A 23104-nucleotide genomic window follows, 5' to 3' on the forward strand; every position below is an offset into this window, starting at 1 on the left:
CCGGCCAGCGTTATGCTTCCGATCCAATGAACATACCGTCTTCCCGGCTGCTTTTCCTGCACGCAAACGGCTACCCGGCGGGCGTTTACCGCGCCTTTCTCGATCTGCTGGCGACGCGCTGGACGGTCGACGCGATCGACACCATAGGCACGGAAGCGCGGCACCGCCCCGGTCACGGCTGGCGGCGCATGCGGGCGCAGGTGATGGAGTGCATCCAGGCGCTGCCCGATGGGCCGCTGGTGCTGGTGGGGCATTCGATGGGCGGCTATCTCGCGGCAATGGCGGCAGCGCGGCTGCCACAGCGGGTGGCGCAGGTCGTGCTGATCGACTCGCCCATGGTGCTCGGCTGGCGGGCGACGCTGGTGTCGGCGGCCAAGGCGACCGGACTCACCTGGAAGCTCGGTCCGGCGCCGGTGGCGGCGCGTCGGCGCAACCACTGGACGTCGCGCGAGGAAGCGCGCGCCCATCTGGGCAGCAAGGATTTCGTGCAGCGTTGGGCACCCGGCGTGCTCGACGACTTCATCCGTGCCGGCCTGCACGAGCACCCGGGCGGCGGCGTCACGCTGGCCATCCCGCGCGAAACCGAGCGCGACGTGTACGCCACGATCGCGCACCGTGACGCGCTGCTCGCCGTGCGCCGGCTGCGCGCCCGCGGTACGCCAGTCGGTTTCATCACTGGCAGTCATTCCGAAGAAACCCGCCTCGCCGGTCGCGAACAGAACCGCCGCTTCTGGGGTGCGAACTGGATGGAACTGCCGACCGGCCACCTGGTGCCGATGGAGGCGCCGGAGGCGTGCGCGCGGGCGGTGCTCGAAATGATCGAGCGCGGCACAGGTCGGTGAGCCTCCGGCGATCACCGACCTTGCCTGCGGGGGATGCTGACCGCGATCAGACGCGGAAGCGGGCGATGGTCGAATCGAGTTCGGTGGCCAGTGCGCTGAGCTGATGCACCGTCTGCTCAGCGGCCAGCACCGAGTGGTCGGATTCCTCGACCATGTGTGCGATGCGTTCGACGTTGCTGGCGATGCTGTTGCTGGCCTGCGTCTGTTCCGCGGTTGCGTGAGCGACGCTGCGGATCTGGTGCAGCGCCTCGGTCGCGCCGTCGTTGATGCTGCGCAGCGCTGCCGCGGCCTCGCCGGCGAGTGCCACGCCCTTCTGTATCTGCGGGCGCACCGCTTCCATGCTGTGCACGACGGCGTCGGTGTCGGTCTGGATCGCCGCGATGGTCTGCGCGATCTCGCCCGTTGCCTGCGTCGTGCGCTCGGCGAGCTTGCGCACTTCGTCAGCGACGACGGCGAAGCCGCGGCCCTGTTCGCCGGCGCGTGCCGCCTCGATCGCGGCGTTCAGCGCCAGCAGATTGGTCTGTTCGGCAATTTCCTTGATGGTCTTGGCGATGCCGCTGATCTGACGCGAGCGTTCGGCCAGTTCGCCGATGCGCTCCGACGCGTCGGTGACCTGCCGTGACACGTCCTCGATGGCGCCGGCGGCAGACTGCACCCGCTGTTCGCCGACGATGGCCAGTTCGGCCGAGCGGCTGGAGTGGTTCTCCGAGTCTCGCGCACTGTCGGCGATCTGGCTCACGCTGACCGTCATTTCCTCGATGGCCGCGGCGGTCGATGAGGTCGCGGACGACGACTGGCCGGAGGCTTCGCGGATCTGCTGCATGCGCTCGGCGATGTCGGACGCCGCGGCGGTCAGCGACTTCGACCCCTGCTGGATGCCCCCGATCATGGTCTTCAGGCTGTCGCGCATGATGGACAGCGAATGCATCAGGCTGCCGTTGCGTGCCGCAGGCATCGCCACGTCGAGTCGCCCGGCGGCGATTTCGGTGGCGGCCCGCATCGCGACCTCCGGCTCGCCGCCGATCTGCGCAAAGATGCGGCGCGAGGCGGTGATGGTCAGCGCCACCGTCGCTGCAATGACCGCCAGCGCGATGACCAGTAGCGTCAGTGCGTAGGACTTGAAGGCTTGTTCGATGTCATCGACGAAGAAGCCGGTACCCAGGGTCCAGCCCCAGGGTGCGAAATGGGTGACGCCGTTCATTTTCGGCAGCGCCTCGCTGGCCCCCGGTTTCTTCGCCGGTACGGTGACGAAGGCGGGGTCGGCCTTGGCCAGCGCTTCACGGTAGACGTCGGTGTTGGTGCGGCCGTCCGGGGCCACGCCACCATTGTCCTTCTGGCCGAGCTTTTCCTTGCGCACATGGGCCAGCAGCACATCGTCGGCGCTGCGCGCGAACATGTAGTGATCGTCGCTCTGCAGGCCGAGCAGGGCCTCGCGGGCGTGCGCCTGCGCCTGTTCGCGCGTCAGCGTGCCGGCTTTCTCCTGCTCGTGATAGCGCTGCAGGATGCCGGTCGACAGCTTGAGCAGCGTGACGATGCGTGCCTCGCGTTCGGCCATCATGGTCGAGCGGATCTCATTCAGTGCGATGCCGCCTATCAGCACCAGACCGACGGCGGAGCACGACACGATCAGTGCCAGGCGAGTGGATATCTTCACGGGAAAGCCCTTCTGTTCGCTATGGACGAAGGGTTCACGACAGGGCGCTGCATTACTTGACGCCGCAGCGGCGACGCGGGACGGATTCCCGACGGACGGTGCCTGCGCCGCGCTCAGTCGCCGTCGGTCTGGCCGGACAAGCGCTCCGCCCGCTCGATCGCCGCTTCGAGCGATGCGTCCGGGTGGTCGGCCGGCAGACGCGGCGTGCCGTCGGCACGTTCGTAGCCGTCGTCGATGTAGTCGCCGCTGCCGGCGGCCCGTGCAGGGCCGCCGAGGTTGGCGGTGACCAGCTGCGGCAGCGCCAGCACCAGCGCCACCATCAGGATCTGGATGCCGACGAAGGGCACGGCGCCCCAGTAGATGTCGCGCGTGGGCAGCGTCTTCGGCGCCACCGAGCGCAGGTAGAACAGCGCGAAGCCGAAGGGCGGATGCATGAAGGAGGTCTGCATGTTTACCGCCAGCAACACGCCGAACCACACCAGGTCTATGCCCAGATTCTCGGCCACCGGCGCCAGCAGCGGCACGATGATGAAGGCCAGTTCGAAGAAGTCGAGGAAGAAGGCGAGCACGAACACCAGCAGCATGACCGCGATCAGGAAGCCGGTCTGGCCGCCGGGCAGCGACAGCAGCAGGTGCTCGACCCACAGGTGGCCGTCGATGCCGTAGAAGGTGAGCGAGAACAGCCGCGCGCCGATCAGGATGAACAGCACGAAGCAGGTCAGCCGCACCGTGCGGTCGAGTGCCTGGTTCAACAGCTCGCCGCTGAGCCGGCGGCGCGCCAGCGCCATCAGCAGCGCGCCGGCCGCGCCCATCGCGCCGCCTTCGGTCGGCGTCGCCAGCCCAAGGTAGATGGTGCCGAGCACGAGGAAAATGAGCGCGAGCGGCGGCATCAGCACGAAAGCCACTCGGCGCGCCAGATCGGGCAGCAGGTTCAGGCGCAGCAGGCGGTCCGCCAGCGCCAGCAGCCAGGCCACCGCGCCACCGGCGGTGACCGACAGCAAAGCACGCGCGTCGGCCGCGTGCGCCTGCAGCGCCGGCAACTGGCTGGCGCCGACACCGGCCGCCAGCGCCACCGCGAACAGTGCCCACACACCGCGCCGCTCGGCCGCGTCGTGGTCGTCCGCCTCCGGCAGCGCCGGCGCGCTCTTCGGTTTCAGCCAGGCCATGCCCAGCACGTAGAGCAGATAGAGCCCCGTCAGCACCAGCCCCGGCAGCAGCGCCCCGCGGTACATGTCGCCGACCGGCCGGTTCAGCTGGTCGGCCAGCACGATGAGCACCAGCGAGGGCGGAATGATCTGCGCCAGCGTGCCCGACGCGGCGATCACGCCGCTGGCCAGCCGCGCGTCGTAACCGGCGCGCAGCATGATGGGCAGCGAAATGAGGCCCATGGAAATGACCGACGCCGCGACCACGCCCGTGGTGGCCGCCAGCATCGCACCGACCAGTACCACCGCCACCGCCAGCCCGCCGCGCAGCGTGCCGAACAGCCGGCCGACGGTGTCGAGCAGGTCCTCGGCCATGCCGGAGCGTTCGAGCAGCAGGCCCATGAAGGTGAAGAAGGGGATCGCGAGCAGCGTGTCGTTGCTCATGACGCCGAACACGCGGTCCGGCATCGCCTGCACCAGCGACGCCGACAGCAGGCCCAGTTCGATACCGATCAGCCCGAACACGATGCCGCAGGTGGCGAGCGCGAACGCCACCGGCGCCCCCGACAGCAGGAACAGGATCATCGCGAAGAACATGACCGGGGCCAGATTGGCGGCCAGCCAGGCGGTCATTGGACGCCCCTCTGCTCGCAGCGTGACCGGCGCGCAGCCCGTGCGACGGCGCTCACGCGTCGGTCTCCGCCAGCGCGGCGATCCGGCGCACGATGAGCGCCAGCGCCTGCAGTGTCAGCAGCGCAAAGCCGGCCGGCACCAGGATGCGCGCCGGCCACAGCGGCAGGCCGCCGGCGCTGGCCGACACTTCATTGCTGATCCATGAGGACAGGAACCAGGGCCAGGACAGCCACAGCATCAGCAGGCATACCGGCAGCACGGTCAGCGCGAGCGCGGCGATGTCGGCTTTCAGCTTTCCGCGCGGTGACAGGTGCGCGGTGAGCAGATCGATGCGCACGTGCTCGTCCAGCTTCAGCACGCGACCGGCGCCAAGCAGGAAGGCGGCCGACACCAGATACCACTGCGCCTCCAGCAGCGCGTTCGACCCGGCGTCGAACTTGCGCGCCAGCGCATTGCCGACCGCCAGCAGCACCGCCGCCAGCACGGTCCACGGCAGCACGCGGCCGCAGGCCTCGTTCAGTCGGTCCGTCAGATCGGCGAGCGTCAGCAGGGCGCGCATGGCGTGGGGCTGGAGGTGAAGGCGCGATGGTAACCGCTGGGGGCGGCTGCGACGCATTGTCGGCGGTTTCTTCTGACCCCTACGCGGCCGCTGCAGTCCGGAGGCGTTGATTCAGGCCGCAGTCGGCGTCAGAAGACCCCTCCCACAGAACCCGGACTCAAGCGCCGCTCCGTGATCGGGCGCGCCGTCTCTGTGGGAACGGCCTTGGCCGTGACGCGGCCGCGGCAGTCCGCGGGCTTCGATTCAGGCCGCAGTCGGGGTCAGAAGACCCCTCCCACAGAGCCCGGACTCAGGCGCCGCTCCTTGATCGGGCGCAGCGTCTCGGAGGCAGCGGCCTTGGCCGCGACGCGGCCGCTGAACGGAGCAGCTGCCGACGCCCTACAATATTGCATCGCACAAGGATCGCTCCATGACCGCCACCACCCGCATCTGCCTGGTCCGCCACGGCGAAACCACCTGGAACGTCGACCGCCGCGTGCAGGGCCAGATCGACATTCCGCTGAACGAACGCGGCCTGCTGCAGGCGCAGGCCACGGCGCAGGCGCTGCTGGGCGAGCGCATCGACACGCTCTACGGCTCCGACCTCGGCCGTGCGTGGGTGACCGCCGGTCGCATCGCGGTGCCGCGCGGCCAGCCGGTCATGCCGGAGCCGGCGCTGCGCGAGCGCCATTACGGCGCCTTCCAGGGGCTGACCTATGCCGAGGCGCGCGAGCGCCATCCGGAGGACTTCCACCGTTTCGAGGCGCGCGAGCCGGCAGCGCAGTTTCCGGGTGGCAGCGGCGAAAGCCTGCTGCAGTTCGACGCACGCATCTGGGGACTGGTCGAAACGCTGCGCGCGCGCCATGCCGGCCACACGCTGCTGCTGGTGACGCACGGCGGTGTGCTCGACATCGTCGCCCGCCGCGTGCGTGGCCTGCCGCTGACCGGCAAACGCGACTTCGACATCGCCAACTGCGCGCTGAACTGGATCGCGCACGACGCCGGCGGCTGGCGCATCGAACGCTGGGGCGACCAGACCCACCTCGACGGCGCGCTGGACGAGTTGCCGGCGTAAGTGGCGCGGCATTGCAAGCCATCGGCTTCGATCGACCCCGCAATCGCGAGCAAGCTCGCTCCCACCAGAACCCCGCTCCCACTACACCCCCCTCCGACAGTGATCCGGGACTGCTTTCGTGGGAGCGACCTCTGGTCGCGATGGGGCTTCGGCAGGCCGCTGGCTCCGTTCTACGCCGCAATCGCGAGCAAGCTCCCACAAGGCCGGGCGCAGCTCGACAACAGACGCTATCTGCCTGCCGCCGGATTCAGGAAGCCGCGCATCAGCCGCGTCAGCCGGGGCATCACCACCCAGGTCATCGTGATGACGATCAGCGCGGTCAGCAGCGCGACCCGCGGCAGGAAGGGCAGCGGCGTCAGCCAGGGCGCGACCAGCCACAGAAAGAGCGACACCGTCGGGAAGATGCCCATCCAGGTCACCAGCGCCATGCGTGCGCGCGGCGGATGAGCCGACGGCGCCACCACCTGCGGACCGAACCACGCTTCCAGCCCGGTCACCACGCGGTATTCAGGCTCGTTCTCGCCGGCCGCGCACAGCCGCGGCTGCAGCGCCGCACGCGCCGGGCTCTCGTCCCAGGCTTTGAGATCCGCCTCCGAGCGGAAATGCGCGATCACCTGGTAGTCGCCGCCCGGCTGCTCGGGCGTGATCATCTGCGCGCCGAGAAAGCCAGGCGCCTGACGCATCGCCGCGAACATTTCGCGGATCAGCGCTTCGTATTCGACCTCGAACCCGACCCGTGCCCGGCGGCGGGCGATGCGGGTGACATGGGCTTGCGGTGGTGCGGCGCTCATGATGATCTCCGTTATCGGTATGACGTTTGACAGCTAACAGTGGCGCAGATGTCTCCGCCCTGTGGGCGCGCCCCTGGCCGCGACAGTGCGTATAAGTCACCGCCGCAGTCGGGGTCGGAAGGCCCCTCCCACAGAATCCCAGCGCAGACTCGGGTAGTGGATCAGGCGCACCACCCCTGTAGGAGCGGTCTTCTGACCGCGACGCGGCCGTTGCCGTCCGCAGGCTTCGATTCAGGCCGCTGCCGGGGCCGGAGGGCCCCACCCACAGAACCCCTACTCGGCCGCCGGTCGGGCGCATCTTCCGCCGATTATTCCTTGATCGCCTCGACCGCGATGTCGATGGTCACCTCGTCGCCGACGTTCGGCGCGTACTTGCCCATGTTGAAGTCGGTGCGCTTGACGGTGACCGTGGCGTTGGCACCGATGGCGTCCTTCTTGGTCATCGGGTGCGGCATCGAGTGGAAGCTGGTCACCTTCAGCGTCACCGGCTTGCTCACGCCCTTCAGCGTCAGCGTGCCGTCGACCGCGACCGGCTTGTCGCCGTCGAACACCACCTTGGTCGACTTGAAAGTGGCGGTCGGGTAGCGGGCGGTATCGAGGAAGTCCTCGGCCTGGATGTGCTCGTTGAACAGCGTCGAACCGGTGCTCACCGACTTCGTGTCGATGGTGATGTCCACCGCGCCGGTCTTCGCCGCGCGGTCCAGCGTGATCGTGCCGGAGGTCTTGTCGAAGCGGCTCAGCTGGGTCGAGTAGCCGAAGTGGCTGTACGAGAAGCGCGGGAAACTGTGGTTCGGGTCGAGCTTGAAGGTTTCCGGCGCGGCCAGCGCGGGGGCGGCGACAGCGGCGAGGGCGAGCGAGGCGATGAGGGTTTTCAGCGAGGTCATGGCAGTTCTCCGGTTTGGGTACATCTATATATATGCAGCGAGGGTGAGGGCGGCTCAGCCGCCGGAAGTCATCTTCACCAGCGTGCGGTCACGCAGGACGAAGTGGTGGTATAGCGCGGCGGCGGCATGGCCCAGTACGAGCAGCCAGATCAGCCAGGCGCCGAGCACATCCTTGTGGATGAAATCGATCGGCTTCTCGAAGGTCTTGAAATCCAGTCCCATGCCTTCGGCCACCACGCTCTGGAACAGCGCGGTGCTTTCGAACTTCGGAATCTCGAACAGGAAGAAGAAATCGGTATTCACGCCGGTGCCGAGGTAGCCGGTGATCGGCGCGACGATCATCACCGCGTACAGCGCCAGATGGCCCAGGTGGGCGGCGCGGTGCGCCAGCGGCGTGCCCGGTTCGTCGTCCGGCGCGCGGTTCATCAGGCGCCAGATCACGCGCAGCGCCACGATGACGGCGATGCTCACGCCGACCGACAGGTGGATCTGCAGCGCGGTCATGTTTTCCGGCGTCTGCTTCTCGGTGAACCACTGGCGGTAATAGACCGACACGTAGGCGGCGAGGAAGAGCGCGGCGGTCGCCCAGTGGAAGCACTTGGCGATGCGGCCGTAGTTGGCGGCGGTGTTCTTCAGGCTCATTGCAGCGCTCCTCGATCAGGGGTGAAGGCCCAGGCGTCCATCGCCAGCACATAGTCGTCGATGCCGGCGTGGAAGCGCTCGGCGGTCGCACCTTCGCCCGCCGCGCCGAGTGCGACGAAGAAGGGCAGCAGGTGTTCCTCGCTCGGGTGAGCACGCACGGCGTCCGGCGCGCGCCGGCGGTAGTCGAGCAGCGCCTCGGTGTCACCGGCGGCCAGCCGTTCGGCGAACCAGTCGGCGAAGGCGCGCACATAGGCGGGCGTGCGACCGTCGCCGTGGGCGACGATCTGCCAGTCGCGCAGGTTGTGCGTCAGGTTGCCGGAGCCGAGCACGCGCAGACCCTGCGCGGCCAGCGGCGCCAGCGCCCGGCCCAGCCGGTACGCGCCTTCGGCGCCGCCGCGGCTCTGCAGCGACAGCGGAATCACCGGCACGTCGGCGTCCGGGTACATCAGGCGCAGCGGCACCCAGGCGCCGTGATCGAGACCGCGCTCGGCGTCGAGCTGCACCGGCAGGCCGTCGTCCTCGATGGCCGAGGCGACGATGCCCGCCAGTTCGCGGCAGCCGGTCGCCGGGTAGCGGATCGCGTACAGCTCGGGCGGGAAGCCGTAGAAATCGTGGATGGTGTCCAGCCTGTCGGCCGTGCCGACCGTGGGCACGGCGCTGTCCCAGTGCGCGCTGACCGCGACGATGGCGCGCGGCCGCGGCAGCAGGTCGGCCTTTGCCTTCAACGCTGCGCCGGCCGCGCCGGGGCGCAGCGCGAAGGTCGGCGCGCCGTGCGGTACGAAGAGGCTGGCGGGGCAGGTGTGCAGTGCGGCGGCGTTCATGGCAGGCATCCGTGATTCGATGACTGCAGCTTAGTCATTCCGGCTTGTCCGAAATAGACGACAATCTGCAAATACTCGTTGCCGGAATTGCAACAATGGACCGTCTCGACGCCATGCAGCTCTTCGTTCGCGTGACCGAACTGGGCAGCTTTTCCGCCGTCGCCCAGCAGATGGGCGTCGCGCGCTCGGTGGTCACCCGGCAGATCGCCGCGCTCGAAACCCACCTCGGCGCCAAGCTGCTGGCGCGCAGCACGCGCCGGCTGTCGCTCACCTCGGCCGGCACCGCCTATCTGGAAAAGTGCCGAGTCATCCTGAACCTGGTCGAAGCCGCCGAAACCGGCATCGCCGAAGAGCGGCAGACCCCGCGCGGCCCGATCCGCCTCGGCGCGCCGCTGAGCTATGGCCTGAAGCGCCTGTCGCCGCTGCTGCTCGACTTCGCCGAGCGCTATCCCGAAGTCACGCTCGACATCGACTACAACGACCGCCGCGTGAACCTGATCGAAGAGGGCATGGACCTCGCCATCCGCGTCACCGCGAAGCTCGACCCCGCCACCGTCGCCCGCCGCATCGGCACGAGCCGCCTGATCGCGGTCGCCTCACCCGACTACCTCGCCCGCCACGGCACCCCGGCCTCGCCCGAAGACCTGGCGAACCACGCCTGCCTCGGCTACACCGCAGTCGCCACCCAGCCGAGCTGGACCTTCACCACGCCCGACGGCCGCACCGTCACCGTACCGCTGCGCAGCCCGCTCACCGCCAGCAACGGCGACGTCCTGACCGAAGCCGCCGCCCGCGGCATGGGCCTCACCTGCCAACCCGACTTCATCCTCGACCCCTGGCTGGCCGACGGCCGCCTCGTTCCGGTGCTCACCGACTGCGCGACACCGGAACTGGGCGTGTATGCCGTGCTGCCGGGCAACCGGCATGTGCCGCATCGGGTCCGGGTGCTGATGGACTGGTTGGCCGAAAGGCTGATGGCATAGTTGGAAGCAGCCTGTTCGGGTACATTCCGGACGACTCCTCCGGCTGCAGGGAAGGGGTTAGGTTTTTTGTCGCTTTTAATACTGTATGGATGTCGGAATGACGCGCCGAAACGCCCCGCTGCAAGCCGTTTCAGAACGATCACGTCCGCCTGTTTACCCGGCGGCGCCCGTAGTTATGGCGCAGAATTGCGCCAGAAAACAAAGTTGGGCCGCATTAATCGCTAAATAACGCCGGCAAACATTTATCCAATAGGAGCAAAAGTGGCAATTCCAAAGGCGTTCATTTCCTACTCTCACGATAGTCAAGACCATAAAAAATGGGTTCTCGACTTCGCAACGCGACTTCGAAACAACGGAGTTGATGCGATTCTCGATCAATGGGATCTCAAGCCGGGTGATGGCTTGCCGCATTTCATGGAGCGCGGATTGCTCGCTGCAGATCGTGTGCTGATGGTATGCACCAACAAGTACGTTGAAAAGGCCAATTCTGGCGCAGGTGGAGTTGGCTACGAAAAGATGATTGTTACTGCCGACCTTCTTAAGACAATCGACGCAAACAAAGTTATTCCTTTAATCCGTCAGCACGGCACACACAACGTTCCTACATTTCTACGTTCCAAGCTATTTCTAGATTTCTCTCGCCCAGACCAGTTCGAATTCTCGTTCGATGAACTAATCCGCACATTGCATAACGCTCCGCTCTTTGAAAAACCTGCGGTTGCCAATAATCCCTTCGCTCATGTTGCGGCGACACCGCCAAATCGTGTTGGAGACGGAGTGCTGGCAATCATGAAGATCGTTGTTAAGAAATTTGAGGGTCAAGCAGTGGATTACATCAACTACGCCGAACTTCTTGGCCTTGCTCGGATGTCCAGGATCATGTTTGACCTATACATTGAGCAGGCGAAATCCGAAGGTCTGCTGTCTCAAGACCCTGACAAAGACGTCCGTCTGACTGACAAGGGAAAACACTACGCTATTCAGCACAAACTTATCGCGTAGTACGGAGCATGCGGCCCAACCCATCATTCCACCGGACCTGCGCGAAAAGCCGCGCAGGCCGGTGAATTCAAACGTTGAACGTCACCGATTCTTGTGGTGCTGGCGGGCGGTCAAAGTCCATGCGCAGAGCCCGAGCCGGCGACTGCGGCGCCCAGCCGCTCAGACGGCCAACGACTTTCCATGTTGATCGGTCATCCGGCCGAAAGGCTGATTTCGATCAGCACGTAGGCATACCGAAGTACATTCCGGATGCCTCTTGTCGAATCCATCGTGTCATGCGGAGTGCCCTCCTTCTTGCCAGCGTGGTGTCCGTCGCAGCCTTGACTGTCGTCGGCTTCCGATACCTCACTTCCGTTCACGAGCCGGAGGAGAGCTTCGATGCGGAGCAATGGGTGAGCCGACGCGAGCAGGTTCAACTCAATGATCCGGGTTGTGTGCGGGGCGGAATGGCGCTGTCGCTCATGCGCACGGGCACGCTGCTCAAGCTTACGCGCGGCGAGGTGGTCAGGCTGCTTGGTGCGCCGGATGACAGCGCTGCGGAGACACTCCGCTACGGCCTTGGCCAGTGCCACTGGGACTGGCGGCAAAGTGTCCTGGTGATCCGTTTCGGTCCAGCTGGACGGACTAGCAGTGTAGGGATGAAGACGGAATGAACCTCTGCGGTGCATGGCTTCGTTATGGACATGGCCTGGAAACCCCGCAAGGCATTGCACTGATACTGAGCGTGCCCGCGTGCTGGATGGTGATTCTGCTGCGTTGGGTTTTTCCCGATGGGGCGGAAATTTCGGCCTTCTCTTCACCGGGCTGGCTTTATCTGTTCTCGCCCTTTCTGGGCTTTCTTGCTTTCGTACGGCTCGGGTATCCGGCCTTTGGCGCCTCGTGGCTTGCCGCGGGTATGGTGTGTGCGCTCTCGGGGTTTCCGTTCTATGTCGCCTACCTTCGCACGTGATCACACGCGATGCACTGTGGTCGCAATAGGGGACAGACAACGTCTTTAATCGCCCGAGTCTTTTTCAAGATACCGAGTTGTGGTCTGGTCCGTGGTTTTCTTCATGCAGTTTGTCCCGGGAAAATGCATGGCTCTCTGGAAAAGGTGTGTGATCGGTCTGATGTTGATGTCTGTACTCACCTTCGCCGCACTGCTGGCACTTCTGTCGAACGGTGATGACCGCTTGTGCGGAATTTGCGTCGGGGACGAGGTGCTATCGCCGAATCGGAAGTCGAAAGCTGTTTCGTACCAGATCGACTGCGGCGCGACCACCGGTTTCAATACACATATGGCGATCATCCCCGGACGCAGCACGCTTGAAATCGAGGACCGGAAGCTTTGGGGCGTAACGAGTTTTTTGTGGTGGAGTCCAACAACGACCCCGCGCCACGAACGCAGTACGGTGGGCCGAAGGTGACGGTTCGGTGGATATCGGACGCACGGCTTGAGGTGAGCCATGACGCCCGTGCCCGTGTCATCCGCAAGGACGCATCCTTCGCCGGTATGGATATTGAGTACCTGTCGGGTCCCGGATGAATATCTGCTAAAAAGCAAACGTCCGCTGCTGTTCGGCCGTGAGGTGCTGACGGCGGTCGTGGCACAGTGGATTCATCCGGATACGACATGCTGATCAACTTGCACAAGAACGCCACCACGACGCCAGCCATTCGCGAGGCGATCCAGAATGCCACGGGCAGCGATTACGAGCTTGCCAGGCAGTTCAACGTCACGCGCGACACGATCCGCAAATGGCGCAGTCGCGACACGGTCGCCGACGGCAGTCATACGCCGCATCGTCTGCAGAGCACGCTCAACGCCGGGCAGGAGGAACTGGTGATCTACCTGCGCACGCATCTGCGTCTGCCGCTGGACGATCTGCTCGCCGTGGTCCGGGAATTCATTGAGCCGGCGATGAGCCGCTCGGCGCTGGACCGGTTGTTGCGCCGACGCGGGCATTCGCGCCTTCCGGTGCCTGACAAGACCGAACGCACGGACAAGCCGTTCAAGGCCTACGAGCCGGGTTACGTGCATGTGGACGTGAAGTACCTGCCACAGATGGCTGACGAGAGCGCACGGCGCTACGTCTTCGTGGCCATCGACCGGGCTACGCGCTGGGTGTTCGTGGCAATCAAGAACCGCAAGACGGCTGCCGCTGCACAGTCCTTCCTGAATACGCTGACGCGCGCTGCGCCGTTCCGGATTCGCACGCTGCTCACCGACAACGGCAAGGAATTCACCGACCGGTTGTTTGGCAAGCGAATGAAGGAGGCAAGTGGTCAGCATGAGTTCGTCGCGCTGTGCGAGGCCTTGGGTATTGAACACCGGCTGACACGGCCCCGTACGCCGCAGACCAACGGAATGGTGGAGCGCTTCAACGGCCGGATTGAGCAGGTGCTGCGTTCGCATCATTTCAACAGCTCAGAAGACCTGGAGACAACGCTGCTGCGCTACGTGTGGTTGTACAACCAGCACCTGCCACAGAAAGCCCTCAACCATGAGGCGCCGATCCAGGCGATGAAACGCTGGCAGCAATCACATCCTCATCTGTTTCAGAAGTCAGTGAGGAATCATCCGGGACCCGACAAGTACCGCTACGAATAGTGGCGCTCTGTCGCGTATGACTCCGGCCGACGTTCGTCGATACTGATCGCAGAGCCTGATGTGGTGACAATGCATCCTGATTCCGTCCCGTTCACCGTGTCGTGACGGTGACCGCCCACATGACTCTGCTCTTCCTGTGCGCCTTCTTCGCCGCGATCTGGCTGATCGGCCTGCCGCTCTACCACGGGTTCTTCGCTCGTCCGGGTGAGCATGAGGCGCTTCGGGCGAGATTGATCCGGCTTCGGCAAGACAGGCGCGTGGGCGGCCGCTGCCTGCTCGGGTTGTTCGTGCTGCTGAATGCGTGGTCGCTGTATCCGCTGCGAGGCGCGTGCGTCGCGGTGGCGATCATTGCCGCCTTTGTGCTGATCACGCGGTAGCGAACACGTGCGTACGAAGTTATTCTCAACGCCCGCCTTCAGGTTCCGCGGTTGTCCCGGTCCGAGACCGTTCTCCGTTGTGGCAATCTAGGCAGATGAATATGGAGGTTGCTATGCCCCGTCCGCTGGAAGCCCTTGCCGAAGAAGTGCTCCAACTTGCGCCGGAAGCACGGGCCAGGCTGCTCGACCGTGTGGTGGCCAGTCTGGATGCGGATCGTGCGCGTGATGCCGCATGGGATACGCTGGCCGCGCAGCGGGACGCCGAGCTTGAATCGGGTCAGGCAGTGGCCATCCCGGTCGAGCAGACGCTCGCCCGCCTTCGTGCGGAACTGGAGTGAAGGTTTCGATTCACCCGGGTGCGGATCGTGATCTCACCGATGCTTTCCGCTTCTACAGGTCGGAAGCCGGTGGCCGTGTGGCTGGCCGGCTTCTGGCCGAGTTCGAGCGCGTAACGAAGCTTCTTGCCGACTACCCCGATCTCGGCACGCCGACCGGCGCTGATCGCCGGGCATATCCGCTTGTCGGCTTTCCGTATGCGGTCATCTATTGCAGGAAGGATTACGGACTGCAGGTGCTGGTCGTGCGGCACCAGAGCCGCGATCCCGGGCACGGCGAAGGACGGTCATGACCTGCGCACCGGAGACGAGTGTCTCCGTCTGAGCGGCTTTCTCCCCGCTGCCAGCTCCGAGTGAGCCCCAACCATGAGCATGATTCTCGAACTGCATACCGTCAGCGATGCAAATCTCGCCCGCGTGCTGGCGGATCCGCCGCTGGTGTGGAAGGTGGTGTCGCCGGACGATGACAGCCTTTACGACGCGGTGCGTGCAGAGGCGGGTGCGGCTGACGCCGGTTTCTTCCGGCGCCTGTTCGGCCGGCCAGCGAGCGCAAAAGTGCCGGCAGTGGATTTTCCGCTGGCCCCGGGCGAGGTCGACACCATCGATCTCGACAAGGCTTGGCACGGTATTCACTTCATGCTCACCGGCACCGCGTGGGAGGGCGAACCTCCGCTGAACTTCCTGATGCAGGGCGGTACGGTGATCGGTGAGGTCGAGGTCGGCTACGGGCCGGCGAGAGGCATGACGGCGGCGGAGGTCGAGGCTGTAGCGGCAGCGCTCGCCGGCATCGACGAAGCGTTCATGCGCGCGCGCGTCGACCCGGCGCAGATGACGCAGCTCGACATCTATCCCGGCATCTGGGACCGCGACCCGGCCGACGACGACAGCTTCGGCTACTGCATGGAGTACTTCGGCGCGCTCAGGACCTTCGTGATGCGGGCGGCGGAGCGGGGCGCCGGCCTCGTCATCAGCCTCACCTGAGTCGCTGCCTTCCCGGTGTCCGTCATCGAATGTGCTGTCACCCGTGACGGAAGCAGGGCGATACTGTCGGCCCGGCGATCAGACGCCGGACCTGCCACAGAGACAGCGGAGCAATGCCGCTGTCCTCGTGGCTCTTCTTCAGTTTTCGGATTCGGGAGTACTGGATGTCACACCACCGTTCGCGCCGCCTGCGCAAGAAGCTGCACATCGACGAGTTTCAGGAACTGGGTTTCGAGGTGGCCTTCCGGCTGCGCGATGGTCTGTCGGCGGACGAGATGGGCGCCTTCTGGGACGCCTTCATCGGCGACGCGATCGAGGGCAACGGGCTGCTCTATGGCGGATCGACGCGCGGGATGGCCTGTCTGCGCAAACGCGGGTCGGCCAACGAACAGCATCGCGAAGCGGTGCGTGCCTGGCTCGCGGCGCGGCCGGAGGTGAGCGAGACGGAGGTCGGGCCACTGATCGACGTCTGGTATCCGGCGGCGTAGGGCCCGGCCGGTTTGTATTCGCGCGCTTGCCGGGGCCAGCATTCTTGGCGTGCATCGGATGCAACAGGTCGAACCCGGTCTGCTCGTGGTTTTCCGGGCAAGCCTCTCCATGGGCTTTCTGTCGCTGGTCTGGTGCTTCTTTGCCGGACAGGAACAGAGCCGGGACCTTCTTGTCACCTATGGCGTGCGGTTCAAACGCCGCCGTCTGGTGAAGCCCGACCTTGCGCTGGCTGCACTGTATCTGGCTCTGGGATGGACGCTCAGCGAAGTGATGTGATGGTGCGCCCCACGAGCAATCGCCCGGCAGAGGCCGGTTCCGGATCAGACTTCGCATGGACGGGTCGATGGATCACGTGAGCATCTGGTTCTGGGTCACAGTATCGCTGGCTGGGCTGGTACTCCATGGACTGGCTGCCGGCGCGTTCTACCTGCTCTATGCCTTCTCTGTGACCGCATTCGGTCGCACACCGCCTTCCGGGCCCGCCGCGCTCGGCCGAGCTTTCGGCCTGCTTTTCCTGTTCGAGGTGGTGGGCACCGCACTGCTCGCCTATCTGTGCCCGATCGTATTTCAGAGTTGGCAGCCGGACGCACGCGAGGTGGCGGAACTGGCTCTGCGCCTTGTCCTGTTCCTGACGACGCCGGTTCTGGCTGCGTCGGTTGCGGTTATCAGCAGCGAGGATGTTCGTACGCTGAATGCCTGGATCTACTTTCCGTTTGGGCTGTTCATACACATCATGATCTCGCTGTTCGCCTTCATTGAATCGTCTCTGATGCCTTATGCCATGCTGGCGTTCATGCCGTTCACATTGATCGGCTATCGGTGTGCGACGCAACTGCGTACCTGCCTGCATGCGTCCCATGATGAAGCCGCGCGGGACGGCTCTGCGGCCGGATGAAGCGGATCGGCCGAAAGACACTTTGCGAACCCACCCCCTCGTCCTGTTCGACTTCGATGGCACGCTCGCCGACTCCTTCCATCTGTTCCTTGACGCGTGGACCCACGCGGCGCAGCGGCATGGCTTTCGCGCCGTCGATACGCCCGACCTCGATCGCCTGCGCCGGATGAACGCGCGCGACATCGTGGCCGAGGCGGGTTTGCCGCTGTGGAAGCTGCCGGCGGTGGTGGCGACCATGCGCGGATATGTGCGCGAGCGGGCGGACGAGGTGAGGCTGTTCGACGGCGTGCCCGAGGCGCTGCACGCGCTGAAGGCGGAGGGTGTGCAGATCGGCATCGTCACGTCGAACGCGCGCGATACGGTGGAGCGGGTGCTCGGCGACGATATGCGCCGGCTGATCGACCACTGGGGCTGCGGCGCGTCGCTGTTCGGCAAGGCGGCGAAGACACGGCGGGTGATGAAGGCAGCCGGCGCGGTGGCGGAGCGGACGGTGAGCGTCGGCGACGAGCTGCGCGACCTCGACGTGGCGCAGGCGCTCGGACTGGATTTCGTCGCGGTGGCCTGGGGCTACACCGCGCCGGACCGTTTCGCCGGGCTGCCCGGCGTGCGGCTGTGCGCCACACCCGCTGATCTGCCGACAGTCGTGTTGCCGTCCTGACGGGCTGGTCGAGCGCAGCCGCCCTGGCGTATCGTCCGTTCATCCATGCAGGAGCCGAATGTCATGTGCAGCGACCACGACCCCCTCGAACTTGCCCGCGCCCGCATCGCCGGCGAAACCGCGCGCCATTACGGCACGATGCGCTTCGCCATGTTCACGGTGTTTTCCGCGGTGCTGGGTGCGCTGCTGGCGTTCGCGTTCTCGCAGGGCGGTTCGCTCTTCCTTGGTCATCCGCCGTACCGGGTCGGCCTCGGCGTGGTCGGGCTGATGCTGTCGGTGCTGTTCCTGCTGGCCGAGTACCGCATTTCGACGCTGGTCACCTTCTATCAGGAGGAGGCGTTTGCGGCCGGCGCGCTGGCACCGTCGCCCGACCATGACGACTGGAAGGGCGTGGTGCTGGTGACCATGCTTGCGCCCTACGCACTGTCGGCGGTGTTCTGGCTGCTCGCCATCTTCGGCCTCATCGTGTTCCCGGTCTGGCCGGCGCCAGCGGCCGGCTGATCCTGCGCATGACGAGGCGCCGCGCGATGCGGCACCATGGCGGAACACTGTCCGGATGGAGCCCGTCATGAGCGCCCACGCTCCCACTGCAAACGATCCGTCGGCGCCGAGCGTTCTGCCGGCCGACGAGAGCGCCGGCCGCTACCTGCTGGCCGCCGTGCCGCGCGTGCACCCGGCGCAGACGGTCGATGCGGTGCTGGCCGACCTGCGCGCCCGGCACTACGACTGTCTCGACATCGTGTGCGTGGTCGATGACGACGAAAGCCTGGTCGGCATCGCGCCGCTGCCGGCATTGTTCCGTGCCGCGCCGGGGGCGTGCGTCGATACGGTGATGCAGCGCGACTGCCCCACCGTGCATGCGCACACCGACCAGGAGCGGGTGGCTTCTCTGGCGCTGCATCACGGGCTGGACGCGATGCCGGTGGTCGATGCGCGCGGCCGGTTGCTCGGCGTGGTGCCGACGGCCGCGCTGCTGCACATCCTGCGTCGTGAGCACGTGGAGGACATCCACCGCCTCGCCGGCATCACGCGCGAGACGCGGCGGGCGCGCGAGGCGATCGAGTCACCGCCGTTGCGTCGCCTGCGTCACCGTCTGCCCTGGCTGCTGATCGGTCTGGCCGGCAGCATGTTCGCCACCTTCATCATGGCCGGCTTCGAGCGCACGCTTGCGCTGAGCCCGGCACTCGCCTTCTTCGTGCCGGGTCTGGTCTATCTCGCCGATGCCATCGGTACGCAGACCGAAGCGGTTGCCGTGCGCGGCCTGTCGCTGAGTCACGCGTCGGTCGGCACGCTGGTCGGTGGCGAGGTGCGCACTGGTCTGCTGATCGGACTGGTGCTCGGCGGGCTCACCTTTCCCTGCGTCTGGCTGGCCTTTGGCGACCCGACGCTGGCGTTCGCGGTGGCGCTGTCGCTGGTGATGGCCGGCGGCATCGCGACGACGATAGGCCTCTTCCTGCCCTGGCTGCTCGCCCGCCTGGGCAGCGACCCCGCCTACGGCAGTGGCCCGCTGGCCACCATCGTGCAGGACCTGCTGACCCTGCTCACCTATTTCGCGGTGGCGAGCGCGGTGATGGGGCAGGGGTGAAGGCGGCCGGTGTGCGTTCGCCCCTCATCCGCGGTCCCTCTCGCGTTGATGCAGGAGAGGGGTGGTCGGCGGGCGTGGGTGTCTCCCTTTCCCCCATCGGAGGGCGAGAGCAGTTGCTTCGATCCAGGCCGCTATCGCGAGCAAGCTCGCTCCCACAAGACCCCAGCGCCGGCCACGGATCGGGGTTGCCTCTCTGTTGGAGCAGCCCCTGTGGGAGCGATCCTTGTGGGAGCGGCCTTGGCCGCGACGCGGCTGTTGCTGTGCGCAGCCTTCGATACAGGTTGCTGTCGGGGTCAGAAGACCCCTCCCACAGCACCCCATCTCCGGCCGCGGATCGGGCGTGCTCCCGCGGTGGAAGCGGTCCCTTGTGGGAGCGGCCTTGGCCGCGATTCGGCCGCCGCTGTCCGCCGACTTCGATTCAGCTCGCAGTCGCTGTCAGAAGACCGCTCCCACACAAGCGTCCGAGCCGATGGCGCGCACTGTCGATTCGCGCACCGGTCGCTCGTCGACCCTGCGACGGCGCCTGTCGCGCCGACTCCAGGAGAGCAGCCATGCGTTACATGATCATCGTCAAGTCCACTGCCGACAGTGAAGCGGGGGTCATGCCGGAGGAAGCACTGATGGCTTCGATGGCCACTTATCATGAAGAACTGATGCGCGCCGGCGTGCTGCTCGACGCCTCCGGGCTGCAGGCCAGTTCGAAGGGCTGGCGTGTGCGTTACCGCGATGCCGGGCGCAGCGTCATCGACGGCCCGTTCGCCGAAACGAAGGAACTGATCGCCGGCTACACGCTGATCCAGGTCGCCTCGCGCGAGGAGGCGCTGCATTGGACGCGCCGCTTTCCGAACCCGGTCGGCGAGGGGCGCGACGCCGAGATCGAGGTGCGCCAGGTGTTCGAACTGGACGACTTCGCACCGGGTAAGGCGGTGGAACGCTTCCGCCGCATGGACAAAGCCTGACGGAGACGAAGCATGATGAACGGGACGACGACGGTGCACACCGGACGATGACGACCGACCTGCACCGCACGCTGGACGCCGTCTGGCGCATCGAGTCGGCGCGCATCATCGGCGCGCTGGCGCGCATGGTGCGCGACGTCGGCCTCGCCGAGGAGCTGGCGCAGGACGCGCTGGTGACGGCGCTCGAACAGTGGCCCGACAAGGGCGTGCCGGACAACCCCGGCGCCTGGCTCACCGCCACCGCCAAGAACCGCGCGCTCGACCTGTTGCGTCACCGCAGCATGCAGGCGACCAAGGCCGACGCGCTGACCTGGGAAATCGAATCGCAGCTGCAGGACGGCGCGCCACCGGCACCCGACAGTGCGCTCGACGAACCGATCGGCGACGACGTGCTGCGGCTGATGTTCGTCGCCTGCCACCCGGTGCTGTCGCTCGAAGCGCGCGTCGCGCTGACGCTGAAGATGGTCGGTGGTCTCGCCACGCCGGACATCGCACGCGCCTTCCTGGTGCCGGAGGCGACGCTGGCGCAGCGCATCGTGCGCGCCAAGCGCACGCTGAGCGAAGCGCGCGTACCGTTCGAACTGCCCGGTCCGGCCGAACTGGGCGAGCGGCTCGACGCCGTGCTGAAGGTGATCTACCTCATCTTCAACGAGGGCTATGCCGCCACCGCCGGTGAGCACTGGATGCGCCCGGCGCTGTGCGAAGAGGCCTTGCGCCTCGGTCGCATACTGGCCGAGCTGGCGCCGCAGGTCGCCGAGGTGCACGGCCTGGTGGCGCTGATGGAAATCCAGGCCTCGCGTCTGCACGCGCGCACCGACGCAGGCGGCGCACCGGTGCTGCTGCTGGAACAGGACCGCACGCGCTGGGACCGTCTGCTGATACGCCGCGGGCTGGCTGCACTGGAACGCGTCGACGCGCTGGGTGGTGGCTACGGCCCGTACGCCCTGCAGGCCGCCATCGCAGCCTGTCATGCGCGCGCCGCCCACGCCGACCACACCGACTGGCCGCGCATCGCAGCCGTGTACGACGCGCTGGCGCAGATCGCGCCGTCACCGGTGGTCGAACTGAATCGCGCCGTGGCGGTGGGCATGGCCTTCGGCCCGGCGGCCGGTCTGGAGATCGCCGATGCGCTGCGCGACGAACCGGCGCTGCGCCACTACCACCTGCTGCCCGGCGTGCGTGGCGACCTGCTGGCCAAGCTCGGCCGCCACAGCGAAGCCTGCGAAGAATTCCGCCGCGCCGCCGCGCTGACGCAGAACGAACGCGAGCGCGAACTGCTGACCGAACGCGCCCGCGTCAGTGCGGACGCTGCTCGCTGACCTCAGGCAGGCAATGCGCGTCGGCGGTGCGCGGTCAAACCGATCAGCGCGGCGCCTGCTGCCGCGGCCGGGGTTCTGTGGGAGGGGTCTTCTGACCCCGACAGCGGCCTGGATCGAAGCTGGCGGACAGCAGCGGCCGTGTCGCGGCCAAGGTCGCTCCTATAAGGGGCGCTCCCACGCGGAGCACGCACGATCCGCGGCCGGAGCCGGTCTTGTGGGAGGGGTCCTCCGACCCCGATTGCGGTGGGCAGCATTCCCGACCATCGCACCGACGAAAAAAAAGGCGGCCCGCAGGCCGCCTTTGAGAACTCACAGCCATTGCTGTGGAGGAGGAGAGCCGAGTATCGCCCTTGTCCGCCTGCGTGCAAGGGCTGTCACAAATACTTCATGCGCCTCTGTTCCGCGGACGGCTCAAGGTGCGCAACGGGGTGCGACAGGTGATCGAAGGGCGGTGCAGCTGCCCGGCGCATGCCGCTGCGTGGTGCATGCGTCGGTGGCTGGCGAGCTTCGGTTCACTCCGCGTCGACCGGCGCAGGCAGCGGTTCGAGTCGCTGCACCAGCACCTTGTCGACCCGGTTGCGGTCCATGTCCATCACCTCGATGCGCAGGCCGGCGACTTCGAAGAAGTCGGTGGCGACCGGGATGCGGCCGAGCATGTGCAGCACCAGTCCGCCCACCGTGTGGAAGTTTCCGCTGTCTTCACCCGGCAATACGTCGTCGATACCGAGCACGGATTTGACGCGCTCGATCGACGTGCCGCCGTTGACCAGCCACGAACCGTCGGCGCGCTGTACCACGTCCGCTTCCTCGTGCGCCGCCGGCACCGACATGTCGCCGACGATGGCGGCGAGCACGTCGTTGACGGTGACCAGTCCCTGCAGGTCACCGTATTCATCGACCAGCAGCGCCAGATGCTTGCGCGTGCGGCGGAAGTTCTCGAGCAGTTGCGCCGTGCTGACCGTGTCCGGCACGTAGAGCGGCGCTTCGAGCAGCGCTTCGATGCTGCGCCGGTCTATCGTCTCGCCAGCCAGCGACTGCTTCAGCAGGGCGCCGCTCTGCAGCACGCCGAGCACGTGTTCCAGGCCGTCGCGGCACACCAGCACGCGGCTGTAAGGGCTGTCGGCGATGCGCCGGCGAATGTCCTCCTCCGGGTCATCGAGGTCGATTGCGTGGATGTCCTTGCGCGGCGTCATGATGGCGCCGACGCGCAGTTCGTCCAGGCGCAGCACGTTGGACACGATCTGCTGTTCGCTCTGGTGGAACACGCCCGCTTCCGCGCCCTGGCCCATCAGCACCTTGATTTCCTCGTCGGTGATGGGCGGCTCGTCGGTGCGGCGCGCACCGGCGATGCGCAGGATGGCGTTGCTGGTGACCGACAGCACCCACACCAGCGGCCGCGCGACGCGCGCCAGCAGCACCATGGGTCGCGAAATGAGCGAGGCGATGCCTTCGGGGGCCAGCAGCGCCAGCCGTTTCGGCACCAGTTCGCCGACCACGACCGAGAAATAGGTGATGCCGACCACCACGACGGACAGCGCCACCGTGCGTGCATAGGGCTCGATCAGCGGGAATCCCGACAGCCAGGCGGCCAGCGGATCGGCCAGCACCGTTTCGCCCATGGCGCCGCTCAGGATGCCGATCGACGTGATGCCCACCTGTATCGTCGACAGGAAATTCGACGGGTCGTCGTGCAGCCGCACCGCGGCCTGCGCCCCCTTGTGGCCGTCCTCGGCAAGACCGATCAGGCGCGCCTTGCGCGACGACACGACGGCGATCTCCGACATCGCGAAGACGCCGTTGAGGAGAATGAGTGCAAACAGTAGCGCGACGTCCATGCTGCAGGCCACCCGCTGTCCGATGCGTGGCCCCGGTGTGAAGGAAGGGCCATTATCCCCCACGGGGTACA

Annotated in this window: 28 protein-coding genes; 20 read left to right on the forward strand and 8 right to left on the reverse strand. The window is 66.4% G+C overall.

Translation table 11 applies throughout. The features are described from left to right. Window positions 1-26 precede the first annotated feature (26 nt). Window positions 27-842 (forward strand): alpha/beta fold hydrolase, encoded by an 816-nt coding sequence (locus AC51BJ_RS18645; protein ID WP_496281219.1) that lies wholly within the window; start codon window positions 27-29, stop codon window positions 840-842. Window positions 843-888: 46 nt separating this feature from the next. Here AC51BJ_RS18645 and AC51BJ_RS18650 read toward each other — a convergent pair whose 3' ends face one another. The 3 genes from AC51BJ_RS18650 to AC51BJ_RS18660 form a co-directional block, all read right to left on the reverse strand. Continuing rightward, window positions 889-2496, reverse strand: a complete 1608-nt coding sequence (locus AC51BJ_RS18650; RefSeq protein WP_496281220.1) for a methyl-accepting chemotaxis protein — start codon at window positions 2494-2496, stop codon at window positions 889-891. Between the two features lie 113 nt (window positions 2497-2609). Further along, on the reverse strand, window positions 2610-4274 hold the full coding sequence (locus AC51BJ_RS18655; protein WP_496281221.1) for a TRAP transporter large permease: 1665 nt from the start codon (window positions 4272-4274) through the stop codon (window positions 2610-2612). Window positions 4275-4326: 52 nt separating this feature from the next. Next, window positions 4327-4833: a TRAP transporter small permease subunit gene (locus AC51BJ_RS18660; RefSeq protein ID WP_430432762.1), complete on the reverse strand. Its 507-nt coding sequence runs from the start codon at window positions 4831-4833 to the stop codon at window positions 4327-4329. Window positions 4834-5242: 409 nt separating this feature from the next. Between AC51BJ_RS18660 and AC51BJ_RS18665 the strand changes: the two genes are divergently transcribed. After that, window positions 5243-5887, forward strand: a complete 645-nt coding sequence (locus AC51BJ_RS18665; protein WP_496281222.1) for a histidine phosphatase family protein — start codon at window positions 5243-5245, stop codon at window positions 5885-5887. Window positions 5888-6114: 227 nt separating this feature from the next. Here the strand turns inward: AC51BJ_RS18665 and AC51BJ_RS18670 are convergent, their stop codons facing one another. From AC51BJ_RS18670 to AC51BJ_RS18685, 4 genes are all read right to left on the reverse strand, one after another. Further along, window positions 6115-6678 carry an antibiotic biosynthesis monooxygenase gene (locus tag AC51BJ_RS18670; protein ID WP_430432764.1) on the reverse strand — a complete coding sequence of 188 codons (564 nt, stop codon included), beginning with the start codon at window positions 6676-6678 and terminating at the stop codon, window positions 6115-6117. Window positions 6679-6986: 308 nt separating this feature from the next. Next, on the reverse strand, window positions 6987-7562 hold the full coding sequence (locus AC51BJ_RS18675; RefSeq protein ID WP_496281223.1) for a YceI family protein: 576 nt from the start codon (window positions 7560-7562) through the stop codon (window positions 6987-6989). A gap of 54 nt (window positions 7563-7616) precedes the next feature. Continuing rightward, window positions 7617-8204 (reverse strand): cytochrome b, encoded by a 588-nt coding sequence (locus tag AC51BJ_RS18680; protein WP_430432766.1) that lies wholly within the window; start codon window positions 8202-8204, stop codon window positions 7617-7619. Next, the gene (locus AC51BJ_RS18685; protein WP_496281224.1) at window positions 8201-9025 is read right to left on the reverse strand and encodes a DODA-type extradiol aromatic ring-opening family dioxygenase; all 825 of its coding nucleotides are present in this window, start codon (window positions 9023-9025) and stop codon (window positions 8201-8203) included. Before AC51BJ_RS18685 ends, AC51BJ_RS18680 begins: the two co-directional genes overlap by 4 nt. Before the next feature lie 95 nt (window positions 9026-9120). On the opposite strand from AC51BJ_RS18685, the gene AC51BJ_RS18690 reads away from it, so the two are divergent. The 18 genes from AC51BJ_RS18690 to AC51BJ_RS18775 all read left to right on the forward strand — a co-directional run bounded on the left by AC51BJ_RS18690 (window position 9121) and on the right by AC51BJ_RS18775 (window position 21198). Then, entirely contained in the window at window positions 9121-10008 is an 888-nt protein-coding gene (locus tag AC51BJ_RS18690) for a LysR family transcriptional regulator (RefSeq protein WP_496281225.1), read from the forward strand. Window positions 10009-10269: 261 nt separating this feature from the next. Beyond that, window positions 10270-11010 carry a toll/interleukin-1 receptor domain-containing protein gene (locus tag AC51BJ_RS18695; RefSeq protein ID WP_496281226.1) on the forward strand — a complete coding sequence of 247 codons (741 nt, stop codon included), beginning with the start codon at window positions 10270-10272 and terminating at the stop codon, window positions 11008-11010. 275 nt (window positions 11011-11285) lie between these two features. Further along, the gene (locus AC51BJ_RS18700) at window positions 11286-11663 is read left to right on the forward strand and encodes a hypothetical protein (protein ID WP_496281227.1); all 378 of its coding nucleotides are present in this window, start codon (window positions 11286-11288) and stop codon (window positions 11661-11663) included. After that, on the forward strand, window positions 11660-11959 hold the full coding sequence (locus tag AC51BJ_RS18705) for a hypothetical protein (protein WP_496281228.1): 300 nt from the start codon (window positions 11660-11662) through the stop codon (window positions 11957-11959). Before AC51BJ_RS18700 ends, AC51BJ_RS18705 begins: the two co-directional genes overlap by 4 nt. Window positions 11960-12086: 127 nt before the next feature. Continuing rightward, window positions 12087-12416, forward strand: a complete 330-nt coding sequence (locus AC51BJ_RS18710) for a hypothetical protein (protein WP_496281229.1) — start codon at window positions 12087-12089, stop codon at window positions 12414-12416. Window positions 12417-12622: 206 nt separating this feature from the next. After that, window positions 12623-13600 carry an IS481 family transposase gene (locus AC51BJ_RS18715; RefSeq protein ID WP_496281230.1) on the forward strand — a complete coding sequence of 326 codons (978 nt, stop codon included), beginning with the start codon at window positions 12623-12625 and terminating at the stop codon, window positions 13598-13600. Between the two features lie 119 nt (window positions 13601-13719). Then, window positions 13720-13977 carry a hypothetical protein gene (locus AC51BJ_RS18720; RefSeq protein ID WP_496281231.1) on the forward strand — a complete coding sequence of 86 codons (258 nt, stop codon included), beginning with the start codon at window positions 13720-13722 and terminating at the stop codon, window positions 13975-13977. 113 nt (window positions 13978-14090) lie between these two features. After that, window positions 14091-14315 carry an addiction module protein gene (locus tag AC51BJ_RS18725; RefSeq protein WP_496281232.1) on the forward strand — a complete coding sequence of 75 codons (225 nt, stop codon included), beginning with the start codon at window positions 14091-14093 and terminating at the stop codon, window positions 14313-14315. After that, window positions 14312-14605: a type II toxin-antitoxin system RelE/ParE family toxin gene (locus tag AC51BJ_RS18730; RefSeq protein ID WP_496281233.1), complete on the forward strand. Its 294-nt coding sequence runs from the start codon at window positions 14312-14314 to the stop codon at window positions 14603-14605. The genes AC51BJ_RS18725 and AC51BJ_RS18730 overlap by 4 nt, the downstream gene beginning before the upstream one ends. Window positions 14606-14678: 73 nt before the next feature. Next, complete coding sequence (locus AC51BJ_RS18735) at window positions 14679-15293, forward strand: YfbM family protein (RefSeq protein ID WP_496281234.1); 615 nt, start codon at window positions 14679-14681, stop codon at window positions 15291-15293. Between the two features lie 164 nt (window positions 15294-15457). After that, complete coding sequence (locus AC51BJ_RS18740; RefSeq protein ID WP_496281235.1) at window positions 15458-15781, forward strand: YggL 50S ribosome-binding family protein; 324 nt, start codon at window positions 15458-15460, stop codon at window positions 15779-15781. A 58-nt stretch (window positions 15782-15839) separates the two neighbouring features. Then, window positions 15840-16058, forward strand: a complete 219-nt coding sequence (locus AC51BJ_RS18745) for a hypothetical protein (RefSeq protein WP_019915350.1) — start codon at window positions 15840-15842, stop codon at window positions 16056-16058. 67 nt (window positions 16059-16125) lie between these two features. After that, the gene (locus AC51BJ_RS18750) at window positions 16126-16677 is read left to right on the forward strand and encodes a hypothetical protein (RefSeq protein ID WP_496281236.1); all 552 of its coding nucleotides are present in this window, start codon (window positions 16126-16128) and stop codon (window positions 16675-16677) included. Beyond that, window positions 16640-17335 (forward strand): HAD hydrolase-like protein, encoded by a 696-nt coding sequence (locus AC51BJ_RS18755; protein ID WP_496281237.1) that lies wholly within the window; start codon window positions 16640-16642, stop codon window positions 17333-17335. Before AC51BJ_RS18750 ends, AC51BJ_RS18755 begins: the two co-directional genes overlap by 38 nt. Window positions 17336-17398: 63 nt before the next feature. Further along, window positions 17399-17836, forward strand: coding sequence for a hypothetical protein (locus tag AC51BJ_RS18760; protein WP_496281238.1), 438 nt, complete (start codon window positions 17399-17401; stop codon window positions 17834-17836). 67 nt (window positions 17837-17903) lie between these two features. Then, window positions 17904-18920, forward strand: a complete 1017-nt coding sequence (locus AC51BJ_RS18765; protein ID WP_496281239.1) for a magnesium transporter — start codon at window positions 17904-17906, stop codon at window positions 18918-18920. Between the two features lie 551 nt (window positions 18921-19471). Next, entirely contained in the window at window positions 19472-19879 is a 408-nt protein-coding gene (locus AC51BJ_RS18770; protein WP_496281240.1) for a YciI family protein, read from the forward strand. Window positions 19880-19926: 47 nt separating this feature from the next. Next, entirely contained in the window at window positions 19927-21198 is a 1272-nt protein-coding gene (locus tag AC51BJ_RS18775; RefSeq protein WP_496281241.1) for an RNA polymerase sigma factor, read from the forward strand. A gap of 512 nt (window positions 21199-21710) precedes the next feature. Here the strand turns inward: AC51BJ_RS18775 and AC51BJ_RS18780 are convergent. Further along, on the reverse strand, window positions 21711-23033 hold the full coding sequence (locus AC51BJ_RS18780; RefSeq protein WP_496281242.1) for a hemolysin family protein: 1323 nt from the start codon (window positions 23031-23033) through the stop codon (window positions 21711-21713). Between the last annotated feature and the right edge of the window lie 71 nt (window positions 23034-23104).

The organism is Methyloversatilis sp. S146-33, from assembly GCF_059552495.1.

Bases quoted from the DNA above. Each gene is read 5' to 3' on its own strand.
- AC51BJ_RS18645 (WP_496281219.1), top strand. From the start codon at position 27: ATGAACATACCGTCTTCCCGGCTGCTTTTCCTGCACGCAAACGGCTAC.
- AC51BJ_RS18655 (WP_496281221.1), bottom strand. From the start codon at position 4,274: ATGACCGCCTGGCTGGCCGCCAATCTGGCCCCGGTCATGTTCTTCGCG.
- AC51BJ_RS18660 (WP_430432762.1), bottom strand. From the start codon at position 4,833: ATGCGCGCCCTGCTGACGCTCGCCGATCTGACGGACCGACTGAACGAG.
- AC51BJ_RS18665 (WP_496281222.1), top strand. From the start codon at position 5,243: ATGACCGCCACCACCCGCATCTGCCTGGTCCGCCACGGCGAAACCACC.
- AC51BJ_RS18670 (WP_430432764.1), bottom strand. From the start codon at position 6,678: ATGAGCGCCGCACCACCGCAAGCCCATGTCACCCGCATCGCCCGCCGC.
- AC51BJ_RS18675 (WP_496281223.1), bottom strand. From the start codon at position 7,562: ATGACCTCGCTGAAAACCCTCATCGCCTCGCTCGCCCTCGCCGCTGTC.
- AC51BJ_RS18680 (WP_430432766.1), bottom strand. From the start codon at position 8,204: ATGAGCCTGAAGAACACCGCCGCCAACTACGGCCGCATCGCCAAGTGC.
- AC51BJ_RS18685 (WP_496281224.1), bottom strand. From the start codon at position 9,025: ATGAACGCCGCCGCACTGCACACCTGCCCCGCCAGCCTCTTCGTACCG.
- AC51BJ_RS18690 (WP_496281225.1), top strand. From the start codon at position 9,121: ATGGACCGTCTCGACGCCATGCAGCTCTTCGTTCGCGTGACCGAACTG.
- AC51BJ_RS18700 (WP_496281227.1), top strand. From the start codon at position 11,286: ATGCGGAGTGCCCTCCTTCTTGCCAGCGTGGTGTCCGTCGCAGCCTTG.
- AC51BJ_RS18705 (WP_496281228.1), top strand. From the start codon at position 11,660: ATGAACCTCTGCGGTGCATGGCTTCGTTATGGACATGGCCTGGAAACC.
- AC51BJ_RS18710 (WP_496281229.1), top strand. From the start codon at position 12,087: ATGGCTCTCTGGAAAAGGTGTGTGATCGGTCTGATGTTGATGTCTGTA.
- AC51BJ_RS18715 (WP_496281230.1), top strand. From the start codon at position 12,623: ATGCTGATCAACTTGCACAAGAACGCCACCACGACGCCAGCCATTCGC.
- AC51BJ_RS18720 (WP_496281231.1), top strand. From the start codon at position 13,720: ATGACTCTGCTCTTCCTGTGCGCCTTCTTCGCCGCGATCTGGCTGATC.
- AC51BJ_RS18725 (WP_496281232.1), top strand. From the start codon at position 14,091: ATGCCCCGTCCGCTGGAAGCCCTTGCCGAAGAAGTGCTCCAACTTGCG.
- AC51BJ_RS18735 (WP_496281234.1), top strand. From the start codon at position 14,679: ATGAGCATGATTCTCGAACTGCATACCGTCAGCGATGCAAATCTCGCC.
- AC51BJ_RS18740 (WP_496281235.1), top strand. From the start codon at position 15,458: ATGTCACACCACCGTTCGCGCCGCCTGCGCAAGAAGCTGCACATCGAC.
- AC51BJ_RS18745 (WP_019915350.1), top strand. From the start codon at position 15,840: ATGCAACAGGTCGAACCCGGTCTGCTCGTGGTTTTCCGGGCAAGCCTC.
- AC51BJ_RS18750 (WP_496281236.1), top strand. From the start codon at position 16,126: ATGGATCACGTGAGCATCTGGTTCTGGGTCACAGTATCGCTGGCTGGG.
- AC51BJ_RS18755 (WP_496281237.1), top strand. From the start codon at position 16,640: ATGATGAAGCCGCGCGGGACGGCTCTGCGGCCGGATGAAGCGGATCGG.
- AC51BJ_RS18760 (WP_496281238.1), top strand. From the start codon at position 17,399: ATGTGCAGCGACCACGACCCCCTCGAACTTGCCCGCGCCCGCATCGCC.
- AC51BJ_RS18765 (WP_496281239.1), top strand. From the start codon at position 17,904: ATGAGCGCCCACGCTCCCACTGCAAACGATCCGTCGGCGCCGAGCGTT.
- AC51BJ_RS18770 (WP_496281240.1), top strand. From the start codon at position 19,472: ATGCGTTACATGATCATCGTCAAGTCCACTGCCGACAGTGAAGCGGGG.
- AC51BJ_RS18775 (WP_496281241.1), top strand. From the start codon at position 19,927: ATGACGACCGACCTGCACCGCACGCTGGACGCCGTCTGGCGCATCGAG.
- AC51BJ_RS18780 (WP_496281242.1), bottom strand. From the start codon at position 23,033: ATGGACGTCGCGCTACTGTTTGCACTCATTCTCCTCAACGGCGTCTTC.